Below are 19040 nucleotides of genomic sequence, written 5' to 3'. Positions count from 1 at the left end.
AACCTAATCTAATTTATTGATATAATAGTCTTGATACTTGTTAGCATCAAAGGTAAATAAGGTTTTTGATAAAGTCTCGTTTGTTTTAAAAGAATTAACAGTAAGTGTTGTTTTTGTACTGTTTTTCCCCATTTGTATTAGATTATAAATATTTTTTGTTTTAGAATCTATACCTAACAAGATGGTTTTAATTTCCGAACTAGAATCAATAGGTGTTAATTTTACATATTGAATTTTTCTTCCATTAATGTTTTGCTCGATATCTAAAGCGTAAGTGTAACCATCTTCATAAAAAGATAGCATTTTACTTGGTGTAATAGCATCGTTTTCATCATCATTTTCCGAAGAAATTGTTACCTCTTCATCTTCTGGACTTATGCTATATAAAGTTTTTCCGTCGAATAGGCGTGTAATACCAAGAATGTTTAATTTGTAATTATCACCTTGCATAACAACATCACCTTTTGTGACTTGTTTAATACTTTCGGCCGTGTTTTCTAACACATATTTAAAATCTATTGAAATGTTATCATAACTTTTTACTTTTTGAGAGACTTCATTCAACAGTGCTTTTCCTTTATTTTGAGCAAAGGCGTTAACTGAAAGGGTAATTAATAAAAGTGCAATAATTTTCTTCATTATTATTTTAAATTATATTTCGTTTTCTAAATGTAGATCCAATGCTACTAAATCTGTTATTAATACTTGTCTGGCTTTACTACCTTCAAATTGGCCAACAATTCCTGCGGCTTCTAATTGATCGATAATTCGTCCCGCGCGGTTATAACCTAATTTCAACTTTCGTTGTAATAATGAGGCCGAACCTTGCTGTGCTGTTACAATAACTACAGCAGCATCTTTAAAGAGTTTATCTCTATCCGATATATCTATATCAAGACTTGTGCCACTTTCTTCGCCAACATACTCAGGAAGTAAATAAGCTTCTGGATACGCTTTTTGTGCACCAATAAAGTCTACAATACGTTCTACTTCTGGCGTATCAACAAAGGCACACTGTACACGTATTAAATCGTTTCCTTGCGTGTAAAGCATATCTCCACGACCAATAAGTTGATCGGCACCCGAACCATCCAAAATGGTACGTGAATCGATTTTAGAGGTTACTCTAAAAGCAATACGTGCAGGGAAATTGGCTTTAATAATACCGGTAATTACATTTACCGACGGACGCTGTGTGGCAATAATTAAGTGAATACCAATGGCACGAGCAAGTTGAGCTAAACGCGCTATAGGAGTTTCTACTTCTTTACCAGCCGTCATAATTAAATCTGCAAACTCATCGACCACCAAAACAATATATGGTAAAAATTGGTGTCCGTCGTTTGGGTTTAATTTACGAGCTTTAAACTTAACGTTGTATTCGGCAATGTTTCTACAAAGTGCATTTTTAAGCATTTCGTAACGGTTATCCATTTCAATACAAAGTGAATTTAATGTATTGATAACCTTAGTGTTGTCTGTTATAATAGCTTCTTCGCTATCTGGAAGTTTCGCTAAATAATGACGTTCAATTTTATTGAAAAGCGTTAGTTCTACCTTTTTAGGATCGACTAATATAAACTTAACTTCCGCAGGGTGTTTTTTATAAAGTAAGGACGTTAAAACAGCATTTAAACCAACCGATTTACCTTGTCCTGTAGCACCTGCCATAAGCAAGTGAGGCATTTTAGCTAAATCCACAACAAGTGTTTCATTACTAATTGTTTTTCCTAAAGCTATAGGAAGTTGCATTTCGGATTTTTGGAATTTCTGCGAAGCAATAGCAGATCGCATGGAAACAATAGTGGAATCTTTATTTGGTACCTCAATACCAATAGTTCCTTTTCCAGGAATAGGAGCAATGATACGAATTCCTAAAGCGGCTAATGAAAGTGCAATATCATCTTCTAAATTCTTAATTTTAGAAATACGTACACCTGCTTCTGGTACAATTTCATAAAGAGTAACTGTTGGTCCAATGGTAGCTTTAATACTTGCAATACCAATTTTATAATTGCTTAAAGTATCAACAATTTTATTCTTATTACTTTCTAATTCTTCTTGGTTGATGGTAATACCACCAGTATCATACTGTTTTAGTAAATCTAAAGGTGGGAATTGATATTTACCAAGTTCTAGAGTAGGGTCGAACTGCCCAAAATCTTCAACCAGTTTATTGGCTAAATTATCGGTTTCCGAAAGTTCTTCAGGAACTTCTACCACTTTCATTTCTAAATCTTCATCGATAGCTTCTTCTTCAGCAACTTTTACTACTAATGGTGTTTTATCTTCAACCGTAACTTTTTCTACTTTAGGTTTTATAGGAACTTCAACCTTTTGGAGAGGTGTTTCTATTGGTTTTTCATCCTCTGCAGTAATATTGAAAGCCGCTTTAATATCATCTGCTTCTTCAGATAAATTATTATCTAAAGGCACGATCATATCTTCTTTCATATCCGATAACTCACTTTTTAAATTGCTTTTTGCAGATTTAAATTGATTCGAAATACTTTCAAACGTAAGTTTAAATCGAATAGCCAAATAGGTAATTAAGCCAAAAAGAAGTAAAAGTGAAACGCCTATTTTTCCAATATAATCTTGTAGGTAGCTGTTAATTTCGAAACCTATAGTACCGCCAAGAATGGCATTTTTATTTCCGAAGAAACCAAAAAGTACAGATAACCAAATGATGATTAAAACGCCCCAAAACCAATGTCTTCTCAGTTTTTCTTTATTGATGTTCATTAAAACATACATACCCGATAGGCAAAGTAGACCAGCAAATATGAATGAAGGCAAGCCAAAACCACGTTGAATAAAAAAATCGCTTAACCATGCGCCAGATTTACTTAACCAGTTCTCGGTTTCGATCTCGCGATCTGCAAAATGAGATAAAGTGCTTTGATCGGCTTCTCCTGTAAAAAAGAACGATACAAAGGCAATGGCTAGCACAAAGCCGAAAATTATTAAAAAGCTACCTAATACTAGTTTTTGTTGACTAGATATTTTAAAACTAGGTAGTTCTGCTTTTTTACGAGGTGCTTTTTTAGGTTTAGTTTTACTTTTCGCCATTAATGCGTTTAGATTTCATGATTGAGGTCTTGAATCGAATTCAAAAGAGGTCATTATATTTATAACGACACAAAAATACAAATTACTAACGTTAACGAAACTATATTTTAAAAAATTGCAGAGTAAACCTTTTAATTCACTCATTTTTAAAAGATGATGTCTAGAAAATTTTAGGAATATAAATGATAAGCCCAATAATAGAGGTGAAAATAGCAGCAATAAATACGGCTCCGGCGGCAATATCTTTTATTAAACCTATTTTTTCGTGATGTTCTGGGTGAATAAAATCGGCTATAGCTTCAATGGCTGTATTAACGCCTTCGGCACACATCACTAAGGCAATGGCCAAAAGCTGAATAAGCCACTCGGTAGTAGATATATTGTAGTAAAACCCAGCGATAGTAACTATAACGCCGAGTGTAAATTGAATTTTAATGCTGGCTTCGGTTTTAAGGAGCAATACAGCACCTTTAAAAGCAAAGCCAACACTTTTTAATCTATTTACTAAAAAAGATTCTTTTTTGTTACTCATTTAAAAGAGCTTCTAAAGCAGCTTTATAGTTTGGTTCTTCTGTAGTTTCTGCAACTTGCTCTGTGTATAAAACCGTTCCTTTTTCATCTAAAACAACAACGCTTCTAGAGTGTAAACCATCTAAAGGGCCATCGATAAAATCTAAACCATAAGCTTTCCCAAAGTCTCCCGTTTTAAAATCAGATAAACTAATTACATCATTTAAACCTTCTGCACCACAAAAACGCGCATTAGCAAATGGTAAATCGCGAGAAACACATAATACTTTAGTATTGTCTAATTCACTAGCTTCACGGTTAAATTCGCGAACAGATGTTGCGCAAGTTCCTGTATCTACACTAGGGAATATATTTAAAACTACTTTGCTACCTGCAAAATCGCTTAATTTTTTTATTGATAAATCGTTTGCTGTTAAAGCAAAATCAGGTGCTTTTGTTCCTTTTGCAGGAAGATTTCCCGATGTATGTATTGCGCCACCTTTTAATGTTACTGTTGCCATAGTTTTATGTTTTATTAATTGTGTTGTAAAATTAAGAATAATAAGATGTTTAAACTATTTGTTTAATCTTTTTTTAATGCTTATGATTTTGATTAAATCACTATGAATCAAATAAATGAATATCTCTATGCGTTAATAAAGTGTTAATGCTGAAATTCTTATAAACCAATATCGACTAAGTCTCGTATATGTAAGATAATTTGTATAATTACGATTTTGGATAAAGAATAATTATAAAACACTCAATACTAATGGAATACATAATTAATGTGTTTAATACTATAATATTACAATTATCTTAATTTACTAGGGATTTATTAAGATTATTTAAAAAGCTGCTTCAAACTGAAGTGGCTTTTTTTTTGTCCCCTAAGTTAGGTTTGCGTAAATTTAGAGACAGATTAGAATAGAAGGATTATAAGAATTACTTATGATAAAATAAAAACAATCAATTTTATTTATCGTTTTAAAGTTCTATAATAGAGTAATTTTATAAAAAAATTAAAACGTAATAACTATATAATATGGATCATAACAGCAGCGGAGACATGAGCAAATGCCCTTTTATGCAAGGCGCAATTACTACAACCGAAAAAACAGTAACAGATTGGTGGCCAAACACACTTAATCTAGATATTTTACACCAACAGGATACAAAAACAAATCCATTAGGTGCAGATTTTGATTACCAAGAAGAACTGAAAAAATTAGATGTAGCCGCTTTAAAGAAAGATGTTCATGATTTTATGACGGATAGCCAAGATTGGTGGCCTGCAGATTGGGGACACTATGGTGGATTAATGATTAGAATGGCATGGCACGCAGCAGGTTCATATAGATTAGCAGATGGTCGTGGTGGCGGTGGTACCGGTAACCAACGTTTTGCACCTTTAAACTCTTGGCCAGATAATGCCAGTTTAGATAAAGCGAGACGTTTACTTTGGCCAATCAAGAAAAAATACGGTAATACCGTTAGTTGGGCAGATCTTATTATTTTGGCAGGAACCATTGCTTACGAAAGTATGGGATTAAAAACCTATGGTTTTGCCTTTGGTCGTCAAGATATTTGGCACCCAGAAAAAGATGTGTATTGGGGAGCAGAAAAAGAATGGTTAGCACCAAGTGATGAGCGTTACACAAGTGTAGATCATCCTGATACTATGGAAAACCCGTTGGCAGCAGTACAAATGGGTTTAATTTATGTAAACCCAGAAGGTGTAAATGGTAAGCCAGATCCTTTAAAAACCGCTTTGCAAGTTAGAGAAACGTTTAAGCGTATGGCGATGAACGATGAGGAAACGGTTGCTTTAACAGCTGGCGGACATACCGTTGGAAAAACACACGGAAATGGAGATGCTAGTATTTTAGGTCCAGATCCTGAAAGTGCAGATGTAGAAGAACAAGGTTTAGGTTGGTTTAATCCAACAAAATCAGGTAAAGGTAGGTATACGGTTACAAGTGGTTTAGAAGGCGCATGGACAACAAACCCAACAAAATGGGATAATGGCTTTTTCGAAATGTTATTTAACCACGATTGGGAATTACGTAAAAGTCCTGCAGGTGCTTTACAATGGGAACCTGTAAATATTAAGGAAGAAGATATGCCTGTAGATGTTGAAGATTTGACAACAAAGCATAACCCAATGATGACAGATGCCGATATGGCCATGAAAATGGATCCTATTTATAAAGAAATTTCATTAAGATTTAAAAACGATTTTGATGCTTTTTCCGATACATTCGCACGTGCATGGTTTAAATTAACGCACCGTGACATGGGACCAAAAGATCGTTGGTTTGGACCAGATGTACCTCAAGAAGAATTAATTTGGCAAGATCCAATTCCAAAAGGAAATTACGATTATAATGTTGATGCTGTAAAAGCTAAAATTGCTGCTACAGGCTTAAGTATTTCAGAATTAGTATCTACCGCTTGGGATAGTGCAAGAACCTTTAGAGGATCGGATTTTAGAGGTGGAGCAAACGGAGCACGTATTCGTTTAGAGCCACAAAAAAATTGGGCAGGTAACGAGCCAGCACAATTGCAAAACGTATTGTCTGTTTTGGAACCTATTGCTACAGAATTTGGTATTAGCATTGCAGATACTATTGTTTTAGCTGGTAATGTTGGTGTAGAAAAAGCCATTAGAAAAGCCGGTATGGTTGTAGATGTGCCTTTTGCACCAGGTAGAGGCGATGCATCGCAAGAGATGACAGATGCAGAATCTTTTGAGTCTATGGAGCCGCTTGCAGATGGTTACAGAAACTGGCAGAAAAAAGAGTATGTGGTTAGCCCAGAAGAAATGCTGCTAGATAAAACACAATTACTTGGCTTAACAGCTGCAGAAATGACAGTTTTAGTTGGAGGTATGCGTGTTATGGGAACCAACTATGGTGGAACTAAACATGGTGTGTTTACGGAAAATGAAGGCGCTTTAACAAACGATTTCTTTGTAAACTTAACAGATATGATTTTCGAATGGAAATCGCTTAACAATGGTATTTACGAAATTAAAAACCGTAAAACTGGCGAAGTTAAATTTACCGCAACTCGTGTAGATTTAGTATTTGGTTCTAATTCTATTTTGCGCGCTTACGCGGAAGTTTACGCTCAAGACGATAGCAAGGAAAGGTTTGTAAAAGACTTTGTATCTGCTTGGACAAAAGTGATGAACGCAGATCGTTTCGATATAAAATAATAACATTAAACATAGATTTTAGAGGAATGGTTTTTATAGCCATTCCTTTTTTTATAAAAAAAATCCAAATGAAAGACATTAATAACTTATTTGACAGCATAAAAAACAGAGATATTTTAACTCTAAAAAACTTACTATCAGAAAATCCTAAATTAGCCGAAGCTAAAGACGAGCGTGGCTTTACACCATTAATTTTAGCGACTTATTTTGATAACGAAGCTGCAACCAAAACATTAGTAGAACACCAAGCACCTATTAACGCTAAAGATGCCTCAGGAAACACGGCCTTAATTGGTGTAAGTTTTAAAGGTAACGTTGCTTTTGCTAAATATTTAATTGAAAACGGCGCCGATCTAAACGAAGTGAATACCAACGGAACCACAGCCTTAACCTTTGCTACGCAATACAACAAAGTAGACATTGTTAAACTACTTTTAGAGCATAACACTGATAAAACCATAAAAGATAACGCAGGAAAAACAGCTTTAGCTTACGCTGAAGAAAAGAAGTTTACCGAAATTGTTGCGCTTTTAACCTAGTAGAAACGTTGACTAAAATTAAAAACTGAGTTTAGAATTAAGGTTGTTAAAGTTTTTTTTAACTCAGTTTTTTTTAGGGTATCTTACTTATCTTTGACCTAATGAAGAAAAAAATAGTAATTATTGGAGGTGGACTTTCCGGTTTGTATTTAGGATATAAATTAAAAAAAGAAGGCTTCTCTATCCAAATTCTAGAAGCGAATAATAGAATTGGTGGAAGAATTTTTACCAAAAAAAATGATCATACAAAAGTAGAATTAGGTGCCACTTGGCTCTGGAGATACAATGAAGAGCTTATAAAGTTATGTGCTACACTACAAATTTCTTTATTTGAGCAAAACACGAAAGGTGATGCTTTATATGAAGCTTCAAATACCAATTTGCCAGAACGTTTTCAATTGCCAGGAAACCAGGAAATTAGTTATAGAATTGTTGGCGGAACGGCAACTATCTTAGAAAAACTGTCTAGCGATTTTTCGGAAGATGAATTGCAATGCAATCAGAAGGTTGTGCGCATTGAGGATCAAGAAAATTCAATACACGTACTAACTGAAAATGCAACTTTTACTGCAGATATGGTTATTTCTACAATGCCACCACAACTCTTAGTTAATACGGTTCATTTTTCTTCTCAATTAGACCTCAATCTTATAGAAATTGCAAATAATACGCATACTTGGATGAAAGATTCCATTAAGTTTGCATTGGTTTATAAAACTCCTTTTTGGAAAGAAAAAGGACTGTCTGGAGTTGGTTTTAGTAATGTAGGTCCTTTTACAGAAATCTATGACCATTCTGATTTTGAAAATAATCATTTTGCATTAATGGGCTTTCTTAATGCAGGTTTAGCTAACGAAACCAAAGCGTATAGAGAAGAAAAACTAAGAGCCCAACTTTTTAATTTTTTCGGTGAAGCCGGAAAAAACTATCTTTATTATGATGAAAAAGTTTGGAGTAAAGAAGATTTACTACATGTAGATAATACTACTTTTTTAAATCCGCATGTAAACAATGGCCATCCAGTCTATCAACAAGACTATCTAAATGGTAAATTTATAATTGCTGGTTCAGAAACGTCACCAAGCTATGGTGGTTATATGGAAGGTGCTATTTATAGAGGTAATCAAATTGTGGAACAATTAAAAAATAAATTTTAAGAGATAGAAGTGGGTTTTTAACTTCATAACTGCGTTTTATAGCATTCTATTTAAATCTATTTCGCTTCTTCTTTTTCTTCTTTTGTTTCGTCTAGCATATCTAAATAAAGGTCTTCAACATGCTCTCTTGCCCAAGTTGTTCTTCTTAAAAATCCAAGACTAGATTTCATAGTAGGATTGTAGATAAAACAGCGAAGATTAGTACGTTCTCCCAAATAAGCCCAACCATAATGTGCTACCAAACGTTCTAAAACCTGTTTTAGTTTTACTCCATGAAACGGATTGCTTAGTTGTTCTTCTGTTGCTGGTCTTCTTATGCGTTTAGGCTTTGGTTGAAGTTCTGTTTCTTTGAGTGTTTTAGATGGTGTCTGTTTATTAGCCAATTTGTTCTTTTTTTAGTGTATATGCGGATATATGTTCTTCGCTGTTTACCCCAGCATAAGTCTCGTTAAATGTTTGCTTTCCAATCGCTTTTAAGTTTTCAATATCTCGAAGACTTACTTGTTTGATTTTCATTTAGTTTTGGTGATGGCTGGTTTTAATCTCCATTTTTTGTTGTTAAAAATGACGTGTTTATTTCATTAATTCTATTTGAAATTCTGTTGCTCTAAAAGCCATTTCTAAACCTCTAAGATCAGATTCCGATGCATGTTCTTTAAATAGCGCATTTAAGTATTCAGTTTGTTTTATAACGTTACTATGGTCTCTTAAAAATATGTGATGCTTTAACAGAACTAAATTAGCCATTATTTTGTCCGAAATATTTAAACCCTTTTCTTTTAGAATGTCATCGAGCGTATTGTTTATTTTGTTATCGTTTTCTGGTAATTCATCAAACAAATAAGCATTTGCTAAATCAGGCTTAGACATAATTGAATAATCATTTTTGTTAGACATGTCTTTTCTATAAGTCATTTTGTTTGCATTTAAAAAATACCAACGCGTGTAAGAATCGTTTTTAATGTCTATGTTCTTTTCAAATAGCCGTTTTTTCGAATTCCAATTGGTATAGGCCACTAAAAGTTCATTGCCGTCTTTTGTTTTAAGAATAGACATTTTTATTAAATAATTTCTATCTCCTGGTTTTTCAATTTCAATTTCCAAAGGCGTGTCTGCGGAAACATAGGTTTTTATAGCTTTTAATATAGACGAAACATCTTCTGTACTCGCCATAGGAAATAAGTTCTCTCGTAAAAATAAATCGATATAGAGATAATGCGTTAAATAGAAATCATCGGCTTTTAGATAGTTATCTTCATTAAGTTGATCAGATTTTATTATAATTTTTTCAGATTGAGCGTATCCAAAACTAGTTATGAAGATTGTGGCTATTAATATTATTTTGTGCATGTTTTTGGTTTTATAATCTTAAGGGAAAGGATTTGAGTTTTATATGATAAGACTTTTGAATTGCTAAATTGGGACTGATTAATAAAGATACTTATAGAAGTATAAAGTGAAAAGTTAATGAGTTTTTACTTGCTTTTTGCCATAGTACTTTGTTAGGCAATGTAATTATATGTTTTCAAAAAAATTATTTATAATATATATGTCAAAATCATCTAAATATTTTGAGCATTTTTTGAGTATTTGCTTTTTACCGACAGACTTTAATAAGCTTATGGCTTTTTCAATATTCATTTCATTGTTTTCAAAATCGATTAATTTACAATAATTAATTTTTTTAGTAATCATTCTAGGTAATCCATACTCTTCTAATTCTAAAACCACTGATGGCATAAATGCACTAGAACATTTTCCTGTAAAATTGGATATATCAATAAATTCATCTTTATTAATTATTTCATTTAAAACATTAAAATCATTAAGATACCCTGAAAAATTATGACAAATTTTCTTCTCTAAGGTAAAAAAATCTTCAATAGATATATTCTCACTTTTAAGCTCTAACATTAAATTAGGAAGAGATGTTTCCCAATTTTTTGAAATAACTTGTATAAATTTTTTAGCTTGATTGAATTGAACATTATTTCCATTATTATTCCATCTCAAGCTGTTGGGGTTCAAAAAACATAATTTTCCAAGAATACCCCACCATTTATCTGAGTCTTCACTGTTTAATAATTTTAATCTTTTCCATTCTGAATAATTTTCTTTTAATTCTATACATATTTTATAGATTAAGTCTTCATTATTAGAATTTAGTAAATTTTCTTCGCGTAATTTTCTATAAACTCCAACGCCTAAAATAGATTCTATTTTATCTATTTGGTCATTAGCTATTGTTTGTTTTTCAGAGCTAATTTGAGAAAGAAAATTTTCATTTGTGATTCCGCCAATAAGAGAATTGTCAATTTCGATTGACAATTGTATATCATCCATGTTTTTTAATTTTGGCTCTACTAATTCATATACATTTCCAACAAAATGCTTAAACATTCGGCCAGCTCTTCCTTTAATGTTTTTATAGGATAATGACGTTAAATTATTATTACCTTGACCGCTTTTTATAGACCAAATAATAACATTTTTTGCAGATGTGTTTACCCCTTCGATAAGAGAAGATGTCGAAATAAGACTATTCAGTCCACTATTCTCATCATCAAATAGGAGTACTTGATATTGCGTAATAGATCTATGTAGTCGACCGTTATGTATTCCAACTCCTTTTAAAATTAAATTAGCTAAATCCCAATCTGGATTATAATTAGCTTTTAACCAATTTGAAAACTCTATAACTTTTTTATTCTTTATATCTTCAAATTTGTTTAGAAATAATTGTTGAAGTTTATCGATTTCTTTATACAGTGCAGCATAAATTAAATTTTTGTCATTCCTACAAGTTTTCAAAAGAAATTTCTTTTTTAATTCTTCATCTTTTTTTATTTCTTTATATACTTTATGGTGTTCGAGTACGACAGTATTAAAGTCTAATTTGACAATTGGTATCATTCCATCAGTAAAAGGATTGTCTTTTATGGATTTTATGTTCGGGGCTAAAAAGTATTTTTGCTTTGATTTTCTGTCAAGCTTTATAAGAGCTTCTTGTAATTTAACAGCTCTCTCTCTGTCATTAACTTTACTTATTTTATAAAACTCATCAATAATCAACAAATCAATTTCTTCAATAATATTACTGTAGTTAATCGCTCTTTCTTGTGGAAAAATAAAAATATTTTTATCTGATAGTTTTATATTAGGAGTTGTAATTATTTTATATTCTTCCCCGAATTTTTTATTTATTCTCTTCCTAGTCTCATCTGTAAGGGATATGGTAGGGACAATAATTACTACATTATTTGGTTTTTTATTTGCAATAAAAGCATCTATTATAAAACTCTTTCCAAAACTAGTAGGTGCACTTAAAGCAATATTATCACCATTTAAAAGGTGTTTTAATATAGAGGATTGTTCAAAATGAATGGTTTGAAATTCATTACCTGTATTGACTTTAAATGACTCTTTTGCAAATCTATCACTCCAATTACTTGATATTTCATCTATATATTGATATAGTCCTACTTCTCTAATTAAATGGTTAACCAATTCATCATACTGAATTTTATTCTCCTTTAAATCATGTAGTAAATGAATCACGCCATTACGAGCTTTTGGGTAATCGTTAGTATTAATTAAACCAAAAAGTTCTTTACACCTATCAAAATATTCAATCATAATTCATTTCTTAAAAATTCTGCTCTATTTAAAAATTGGGAAATTATCTTCTTTTTATCAGGCACAGGGAAAAAGATAAAATGAAATTTTATTTTATCGAAGTTTATAATAGGTTTAACACTGTTGTTATTTTTAATTGCTTTATTATATAATTTTTGATAGAAAGAATTAACTCGTTCTTTTTGATAATTCAAAATTTGTTCAATGTAATCCTCTGAATTTTCTTTTTGTTGATTTGTTATCTTACATTCATGTAATAAAAGAATTGGAATGTTTAATTTAGCTTTTACATAATCGATAGGCGTGTCTGTATCAAGAATACCACTAATTTTATCAAACAAGGTTTTGTTGTCATTTAAATATTCTTTTAAGTCATTGCTATTGCTTAGTATCCTATTCTCTGTGTTAAAAGCAGAGTCGGAGAATATGTTTAAAACGGAATTTACAATATCATATAACCTAGCATCTTCAATGCTATTATAAAATTTAGATTCTCCGTACCAAATAGAAAAATCATTTTCTTTTTCTAAAACGATATGAACACTATCTGCTCCTTTTGCATTGTCATTGGAATTTTGCTTATTGAATATTTTAGGAACTACGGGTAGTGCCTTATAGTGATGGTGCATAATACCATATAATAAAATCTCTGCCAGTTCGCTGCCTTCAGTATCAGTTTTGATGTTTTTTCTATCAAGAAGTCTAAGTTTTTTAGCGGCCTCAATTAAGTTTCCATAACTATCATCAATAATATTATCTCTTTCTTTTTTTGATAAAGCAGTTTGAGCTATGTTATTAAAAATGAATTTTTGAAACTTTTGAAATTGCCAATTCTCATCAGAAAAATCATTTGCAATACTTAAAACTTCTCTACCGTCAATTATTTTATAATCGACTTCAGGGCAAAAATCTTTTAAGCTACTATCAAAATGGATATTGAATTTATCTAATTTTTTCATGTATTACTCAATAATTCAGTTCTCTTATATTTTTTCTAAATTAAACTCATTATTATCTAAAATAGTAAGATTAAATTTCGGAGTTCTCCCTTTTTTCCAAGGTGCTAAATTATTCGAAATTAGCCACTCTCCAATTCGTTTGTCTCTAAATTCAGGGCAATTTCTCCAAAACCCGTTACTTAATTTAACTTTAATAAATTCAGAGTTTTCAATCGATAGCTTTATTTCAGATATATTTTCATTAAAAAATTCTCGTCCTTTTTTACCAACTCTAATTCCATATCCATTTCCATTCGGGTTTTGTTTTCCATCGTTCCAAGAACTAACTTTCAGCTTTTTCATTTTTTTCTATTAAATACTTGTTTTGTTTATTAGAACAAGGAACTAGAGTAAAATTCAAAATATTTGTATTTCATTTTTCAACAGAACTTTACTTCAATGTTTTCCAACTATTAAATTATACTCACTTCTATTAATCATATCCAATTTATAACTACACTAAAAACAAGAACCAGGAATTGGTCTTTCAATACAATTTCCTGCGCCAAAACATACGGTTTCTGTTTCGCAACCGCCTTCGTCTTCGGTGCAAGACGTAAAGCTTAAGCAAATTATAGCAGCTAGTAAAAAGTGTTTTAATGTCTTCATCTGTTTTGTTTATTGCGTTAAACATGGCGTATACTTTGTACTTCAAAAGTACAAGCAACGAATTTACCTTGTTTATGTAAAAAAATCCATACGTATATCTACGTATTTTTCTTTACCATAGCAACTTACAACAGTTTTTTTAGTTGTTTTTACGGGTAACCGTAATTTGAAAAAAAAAGAGTAAAAAAACACCTTGCTTTTGCAAAGTGCTTTTAAAAAAAAATACGTTTTTAGAGGCTTTAAATTTAAACCTGCTGTGCTTTAATGGTTTAAATGCGCCAATGTTCTATATAATTCTAAATGCACAAGGGTTTGCGCATAAGGGTTATTTTGATCGTAATAATTATTATTGGCCGAATTTTTTACAATAACAGTATTTGTGGTTGGGTTAATATAGATATGCTGGTTAAATACGCCAATGGCCATAAACTCACCTTCGTTACCATCGTTAATCCACCATTGATAACCGTAACCTATGCCAGGGCTAGAGGAGTTTTTACTTTCTGCTTGCAAATGTTCTTCGGTGGAATTTACGGAAGCTTCAAACCAACTTAGCGGTACAATTTGTTTGCCATTCCAATTTCCTTTTTGGAGATACAGTTTTCCTAGTTTGGCATAATCTCTTAAGCAAGCATTGAGTCCGCCGTTTGCCATTTCCATGCCTTCGCCATCGGCTAACCAATAGGCATCGAATTCTGTGCCAATAGGTTTCCATATTTTTTCTTCTAGATAGTCGGTTAAACTTCTGCCGGTAGCTTTAACGATAATCATGCCCAAAACATGGGTGTTAATGCTTACGTAATGGTTGTAAGTTCCGGGAGGTATGTCGTTAGTTAATGTGCTAGCAAAGGCATCTTGAGATTTTCCGGTAATAAAACCTTGCCAATATCTATTAATATCAGAATTGAGGTCGCTGTAGGTTTCGTCGAATTTAATGCCTGTAGACATTTGTAAAACATCTTTTATTTTTACACCATCGTAACCAGAGCCTTTTAATTCGGGTAAGTAGGTTTCTACGGTTTCATCGATACTTTTAATATAACCTTCTTCCATAGCGATGCCAAAAAGCGCCGACACATAAGATTTTGCCATAGACCAAGAGATATGCCGCACATCTTCTTTTTGTCCGCGCCAATAATTCTCGTACTGAATGGTATCATTTTGAATAAAAATAAAACCTTGCGTGTACGATGAGTCAATATATTTTAAAGTGTTGTAGGTTGTGCCATTATGACTAAAATTTTCAGGCAATGTTATGTTATTTACTCGAGGGAATATAAAAGGGGTATCGGCTTTTTTTACTTTTTTAGTAGGCAAATATTTGTCCATGTGTATAAACGAATATTCTTGATTTTTCATGGCCATAGCGTCTTTAAACTCTTGGGCTTTTTTGTTGTTCTGGTTATAGATCACAGCTGCTACTATTATAATTAGCGATAAAATGATAAATGGAATTTTGAGCTGTTTTAAATTCATGGTTTACTATTTTTTTGAAATTATAAGTATTCTTAATACATATCGTTCTTTTTTAAAACGCTCTCGATTTTACTGAGATTAACATGTTTTTGAGCTTTTATTACAGTATTTACCAATAGCTTTTTATGCTTAGTTTATTTTCAGCTTATTTATGGTAAACTCCAATGCGCTTATATCGCCTTTTGCTTCATTAATTCTAGAATTTGTATAATACAGCTCGTTTTTATAAATACTAAAAGTATCGGCCCATTTTACTTGTTCGCCTTCTGCAACAACACTTGTTTCGCCGCTAGTAACATCTAGCTTCATTATTTTATTATGTTCTAAATCGGCATAAAAAAGTTGTCCTGATGCATCCATAATCATCCCGTCTGGAGCAGATGTTTTGGCTATATGTTTTACACCGTTTTCAATAGTTGCTTTATTTTGGCTCAATAGATTTTCGGTTGAAATAGCATAGAGATTATAACCGGTAAGTGCATGAAAATAAAGCATATCGTTTTTAGTATCGAGCGCAATACCATCGGAATGTACTGTATTTTTCCAAATCCCGTTATTAAACGTTAGTTGGTTGGTTTCTGCCAAGGTAGATTTGTGATTATCGAGCGCTCTAAAAGATGTTCCGGAAGCTATATCGATTACCACAAGACCAGCATGACCAGAATCTGTTAAGTAAATTTTACCCTTCTTTTTGTCTACGCGTAAGTCGTTAATGTAAGAGTCTTTATGAAAACTTTCCTCTTGTAAAATATAGATTTTTTCTAGTTTATTGGAAGATAGATTAAAAGCGAAAATTCTAGGGTTTGCTATAACACCTTTAAATAACGGGTTGCGAGTATCGAGAACATACAACGTATTTTCGAAAGCAACCACCGATTGTACAGCCACAAATACACTGTCGGTAACGGTTTTTCCAATATCCCAACTGTTCCAAGTTTGATTAGGAAAAGGTGTTGATGTATTATTAGTTACTTCAATTACCGAGTTTTTAACCTGTTCGCGCCATCTCGGAAAGTTGGCAAAAACACGACCATTATCACTCACTGTAACACCAGTAACTTGTTGACCTTTAAAAGAGGCTATATTTTCAATTTCGGGCTTTTCAGAGGTACAACTCCAAATTCCAAAGGCAATAACTAGTATAAATATCTTTCTCATGTTTTCCATTTAATTAAGCTACTAATTTAGCAAATATAACCGTAATAGAAACTTAAAAAGCTTTTGAAAATAGGGAAGTGGTTTCAGAAAAAAACTATAGGGTTAATCTTTTTTATTGTTCTTTTTTTAATGTGGTTTCGTACTTAATTAAAGCGTTCCAAATGGATACGACTTCGGGCCAAAAATTATCATCGAAATCGGAGTCTGTATTTACTAAAAGTATTTTGCCTGTTTCAGTAATTGGATTAAAATACATGGCTGTCATCACGCCAGGATCCGATCCGTTATGGCCAATAACGTTGTCTTTAATTTTTATAAAGGCATTGCTAAACTCCATAAAAATGCCAAATTGTTCTCCCGTTTCTATATTCGGGAATTGTTGTTTTTCAAATAACTTTTTATAGCTCGCTTTGCTTAAAAGTTCACCATTTCCCTTGTAGCCTTTCATCAACTCTGTTAAAAATAGGCCTAAATCTCTATTAGAAGTAATAAAACCACCATCGGCATAGGTGATTAAAGCATATTCTGCGATTAGCATCTCTTTGTTTGCAAATAGTCTAGAACGCTTCGTGGTATCAATATCTTTAGAAGACCAACCAGACGATGTCATTTTTAAAGGTTTTAATATATAGTCCTTCGTAAACGCTTGGTAATCTTGTCCTGTTGCAAATTCAATAATTTGAGCACAAAGCGCAGCGCCTATATTCGAATAAGCTCTTAGTTCTCCTGGCTTGCTATTGGTAAACATATCTTTGCTATACCATTTTCCTTCGGGAGTAAGGCTGTTTTCAATATATTCTATAAGCGAAATTTTAGATTCAGGCATGCCAAACCAATCGTATACACCTTCGTTTTCATTATGCTTAGATTTTTTTAAGACATAGGATTTAGAATACACCTCGTCAAGATCATTTATAGAGCTCGTGTGGTAGGCGAGATGTTTAATTAAAATGGGTGTTTGAGGAAAATTAGGATTTGTAATTTCGAAAGGTAAATACTTATTTATAGGATCATTCAGATTTAATTTCCCCATTTCTTGAGCTTTTAAAAGAGAAACTCCAATTAAAGTTTTTGATATGGAAGCTATATTTTGTGTGGTGTTTGGCGTGTACTTTTTTGTTAGTGCTATATCTGTATAGCCAAAGGCATTTTCATAAATTAAACCTTGATCATCCACCACAGAAACCGACAACCCAATAATAGCATCTTTTTTGAAAGCACTTTGCAAGTTGTTAGTTAGCGTATCGTTTATTGCCGTATAGTCTCTTTTGAGTGTTTTGTGAGATGCTTCTTTTTGTTTACACGAAAATAATATAGTTGATACTAAAAGAAATAGAAGTGTATTTTTCATCTTGACTTAGTTTGTTTTATTAAATGTGTAATTGTATAGATTAACAATCGTAATATTCTGGTGCCGTTATTATTTCTAATCCGGTTAATTTAGATATTTTTTCTTTGTATACATCAAAATTGTGGCAAGAACCGTAAAGAATGACATAGCTTCTGTCATCATTCTTAAAATTTAGTTCTAAATAACTGGCACCTCCACCTTTTGCGGGCAGGACATTTTGAATAGTTAAAGATGAAATATCACATGTATTATAAACTTGAGAATAGCATTTATCTGCAAAGCCAATTTTAGAATTTTTATGATCGACCCAAATAGTTGCTGCATCGTTATTATTCGGTAAAAGATTTGCTGGTCTTCGCTTTATTTGTCTGTTTCTTTTGTAATCGGAAGATGTTTTAACGCTTGCATCAATAACAACATATTCGCTAACTTCTATGATATTCTCGTAATCACTATTAGCTAATAATTCGGGATAATCACGTTCGTTTTTTACAGAAAGGGATGTATATGCTCCATCAAATAGATACGTGCTATCATAAGTGTAAACTATGGAAATTACGATACCTTTAGCTTTAAATGAAAAGCTGTTTTGATCATCGCGCTCATAACCAAAGTATTGGTTTTCTTCTGAAAAATCTTTTTGAAAGCGTTCTTTTAAAGCGTAATAACTTTTATCTGAATTTGAAACGTTGAAAGCATGTGTATAAAAATGCAAAACAGGAACATCTGTTCTGGCATTATCAAAATACGCCTTAAAATCTGTTAAAATGATGTTCCCAAGTCTAACAGGATATTTAAAATTCAAAATCTTTTGGCCATAAGGCGACTCGTTAAAATAAACATGAGGATGCTGTTCTAAATATTGATAGGCTCTGTCCCAGTTTATAAAGGTTTTTTCTTGAGATTGTATTTCAAATCCTAATGCGTAATCATTATAGTTTTCATCAAGAATTTTAAAAGTTGTGTTGTGTAACTTACGCCAAACTAGATGCTTTTGCTGGGGGTTTTTATTTATATTTTTGAAAAAAGCTGTATCGTTAAAATTAAACTTTTTAGATAATGTATTGTAAACTTTGGAGAAGCCTTTAAAATTAGTTGGTAACCAATTTTGATGGTGATCGCATATAAATAATGAAGATTCACCTTCTGCATTTACAACCATATAGGCGTATTGCATAGCATCGATGTTAATCTCACAATTTTTAAAAGCATCGTTACTTCTGCAAATAATTTTGTTTTCTGCTATGTAAATTTCGCCTAGATTTTCTTCTTTAGGAAATTTTCTTTTGTTTAAATATTTTCCAAACATGTTGC

Annotated in this window: 18 protein-coding genes; 3 read left to right on the top strand and 15 right to left on the bottom strand. The window is 32.1% G+C overall.

The genetic code is table 11. The features are described from left to right. Window positions 1-3: 3 nt before the first annotated feature. From M4I23_RS06825 to tpx, 4 genes are all read right to left on the bottom strand, one after another. The gene (locus M4I23_RS06825; protein WP_249753888.1) at window positions 4-639 is read right to left on the bottom strand and encodes an outer membrane lipoprotein carrier protein LolA; all 636 of its coding nucleotides are present in this window, start codon (window positions 637-639) and stop codon (window positions 4-6) included. Window positions 640-651: 12 nt separating this feature from the next. Continuing rightward, complete coding sequence (locus tag M4I23_RS06820) at window positions 652-3072, bottom strand: DNA translocase FtsK (protein WP_249753887.1); 2421 nt, start codon at window positions 3070-3072, stop codon at window positions 652-654. Between the two features lie 160 nt (window positions 3073-3232). Further along, a complete protein-coding gene (locus M4I23_RS06815; RefSeq protein ID WP_158849468.1) occupies window positions 3233-3604 on the bottom strand; it encodes a diacylglycerol kinase in 372 nt (123 codons plus the stop codon). Further along, the gene (tpx, locus tag M4I23_RS06810) at window positions 3597-4103 is read right to left on the bottom strand and encodes a thiol peroxidase (RefSeq protein ID WP_158849470.1); all 507 of its coding nucleotides are present in this window, start codon (window positions 4101-4103) and stop codon (window positions 3597-3599) included. Before tpx ends, M4I23_RS06815 begins: the two co-directional genes overlap by 8 nt. 548 nt (window positions 4104-4651) lie before the next feature. Here tpx and katG point away from each other — a divergent pair. The 3 genes from katG (at window position 4652) to M4I23_RS06795 (ending at window position 8498) form a co-directional block, all read left to right on the top strand. Next, window positions 4652-6802 (top strand): catalase/peroxidase HPI, encoded by a 2151-nt coding sequence (katG, locus tag M4I23_RS06805; RefSeq protein ID WP_262922246.1) that lies wholly within the window; start codon window positions 4652-4654, stop codon window positions 6800-6802. Between the two features lie 68 nt (window positions 6803-6870). Further along, window positions 6871-7341 carry an ankyrin repeat domain-containing protein gene (locus M4I23_RS06800; protein ID WP_249753886.1) on the top strand — a complete coding sequence of 157 codons (471 nt, stop codon included), beginning with the start codon at window positions 6871-6873 and terminating at the stop codon, window positions 7339-7341. A 101-nt stretch (window positions 7342-7442) separates the two neighbouring features. After that, a complete protein-coding gene (locus tag M4I23_RS06795) occupies window positions 7443-8498 on the top strand; it encodes an FAD-dependent oxidoreductase (RefSeq protein WP_249753885.1) in 1056 nt (351 codons plus the stop codon). Window positions 8499-8554: 56 nt separating this feature from the next. Here M4I23_RS06795 and M4I23_RS06790 read toward each other — a convergent pair whose 3' ends face one another. From M4I23_RS06790 to M4I23_RS06740, 11 genes are all read right to left on the bottom strand, one after another. Further along, window positions 8555-8881, bottom strand: coding sequence for a VF530 family protein (locus M4I23_RS06790; protein WP_306799987.1), 327 nt, complete (start codon window positions 8879-8881; stop codon window positions 8555-8557). Beyond that, window positions 8874-9014: a hypothetical protein gene (locus tag M4I23_RS06785; RefSeq protein ID WP_249753884.1), complete on the bottom strand. Its 141-nt coding sequence runs from the start codon at window positions 9012-9014 to the stop codon at window positions 8874-8876. Before M4I23_RS06785 ends, M4I23_RS06790 begins: the two co-directional genes overlap by 8 nt. Before the next feature lie 57 nt (window positions 9015-9071). Next, window positions 9072-9848 (bottom strand): hypothetical protein, encoded by a 777-nt coding sequence (locus M4I23_RS06780; protein WP_249753883.1) that lies wholly within the window; start codon window positions 9846-9848, stop codon window positions 9072-9074. Between the two features lie 165 nt (window positions 9849-10013). Further along, a complete protein-coding gene (locus M4I23_RS06775) occupies window positions 10014-12134 on the bottom strand; it encodes a DEAD/DEAH box helicase (protein WP_249753882.1) in 2121 nt (706 codons plus the stop codon). Beyond that, entirely contained in the window at window positions 12131-13093 is a 963-nt protein-coding gene (locus M4I23_RS06770) for a DUF1837 domain-containing protein (RefSeq protein ID WP_249753881.1), read from the bottom strand. The genes M4I23_RS06775 and M4I23_RS06770 overlap by 4 nt, the downstream gene beginning before the upstream one ends. Before the next feature lie 24 nt (window positions 13094-13117). Then, the gene (locus M4I23_RS06765; protein ID WP_249753880.1) at window positions 13118-13435 is read right to left on the bottom strand and encodes a hypothetical protein; all 318 of its coding nucleotides are present in this window, start codon (window positions 13433-13435) and stop codon (window positions 13118-13120) included. A 156-nt stretch (window positions 13436-13591) separates the two neighbouring features. Then, window positions 13592-13741, bottom strand: a complete 150-nt coding sequence (locus M4I23_RS06760; protein WP_249753879.1) for a hypothetical protein — start codon at window positions 13739-13741, stop codon at window positions 13592-13594. A 261-nt stretch (window positions 13742-14002) separates the two neighbouring features. Further along, window positions 14003-15217, bottom strand: coding sequence for a serine hydrolase (locus M4I23_RS06755; RefSeq protein ID WP_249753878.1), 1215 nt, complete (start codon window positions 15215-15217; stop codon window positions 14003-14005). 129 nt (window positions 15218-15346) lie between these two features. Then, window positions 15347-16375: a major royal jelly family protein gene (locus M4I23_RS06750; protein WP_249753877.1), complete on the bottom strand. Its 1029-nt coding sequence runs from the start codon at window positions 16373-16375 to the stop codon at window positions 15347-15349. 112 nt (window positions 16376-16487) lie between these two features. Further along, a complete protein-coding gene (locus tag M4I23_RS06745) occupies window positions 16488-17726 on the bottom strand; it encodes a serine hydrolase (RefSeq protein WP_249753876.1) in 1239 nt (412 codons plus the stop codon). Window positions 17727-17766: 40 nt separating this feature from the next. Further along, complete coding sequence (locus tag M4I23_RS06740; RefSeq protein WP_249753875.1) at window positions 17767-19035, bottom strand: hypothetical protein; 1269 nt, start codon at window positions 19033-19035, stop codon at window positions 17767-17769. Window positions 19036-19040: the final 5 nt, after the last annotated feature.

It is taken from the genome of Algibacter sp. L4_22 (assembly GCF_023473045.1).
Taxonomy (GTDB): Bacteria; Bacteroidota; Bacteroidia; order Flavobacteriales; family Flavobacteriaceae; genus Algibacter.
This window is presented reverse-complemented; position numbering and strand designations above follow the sequence as displayed.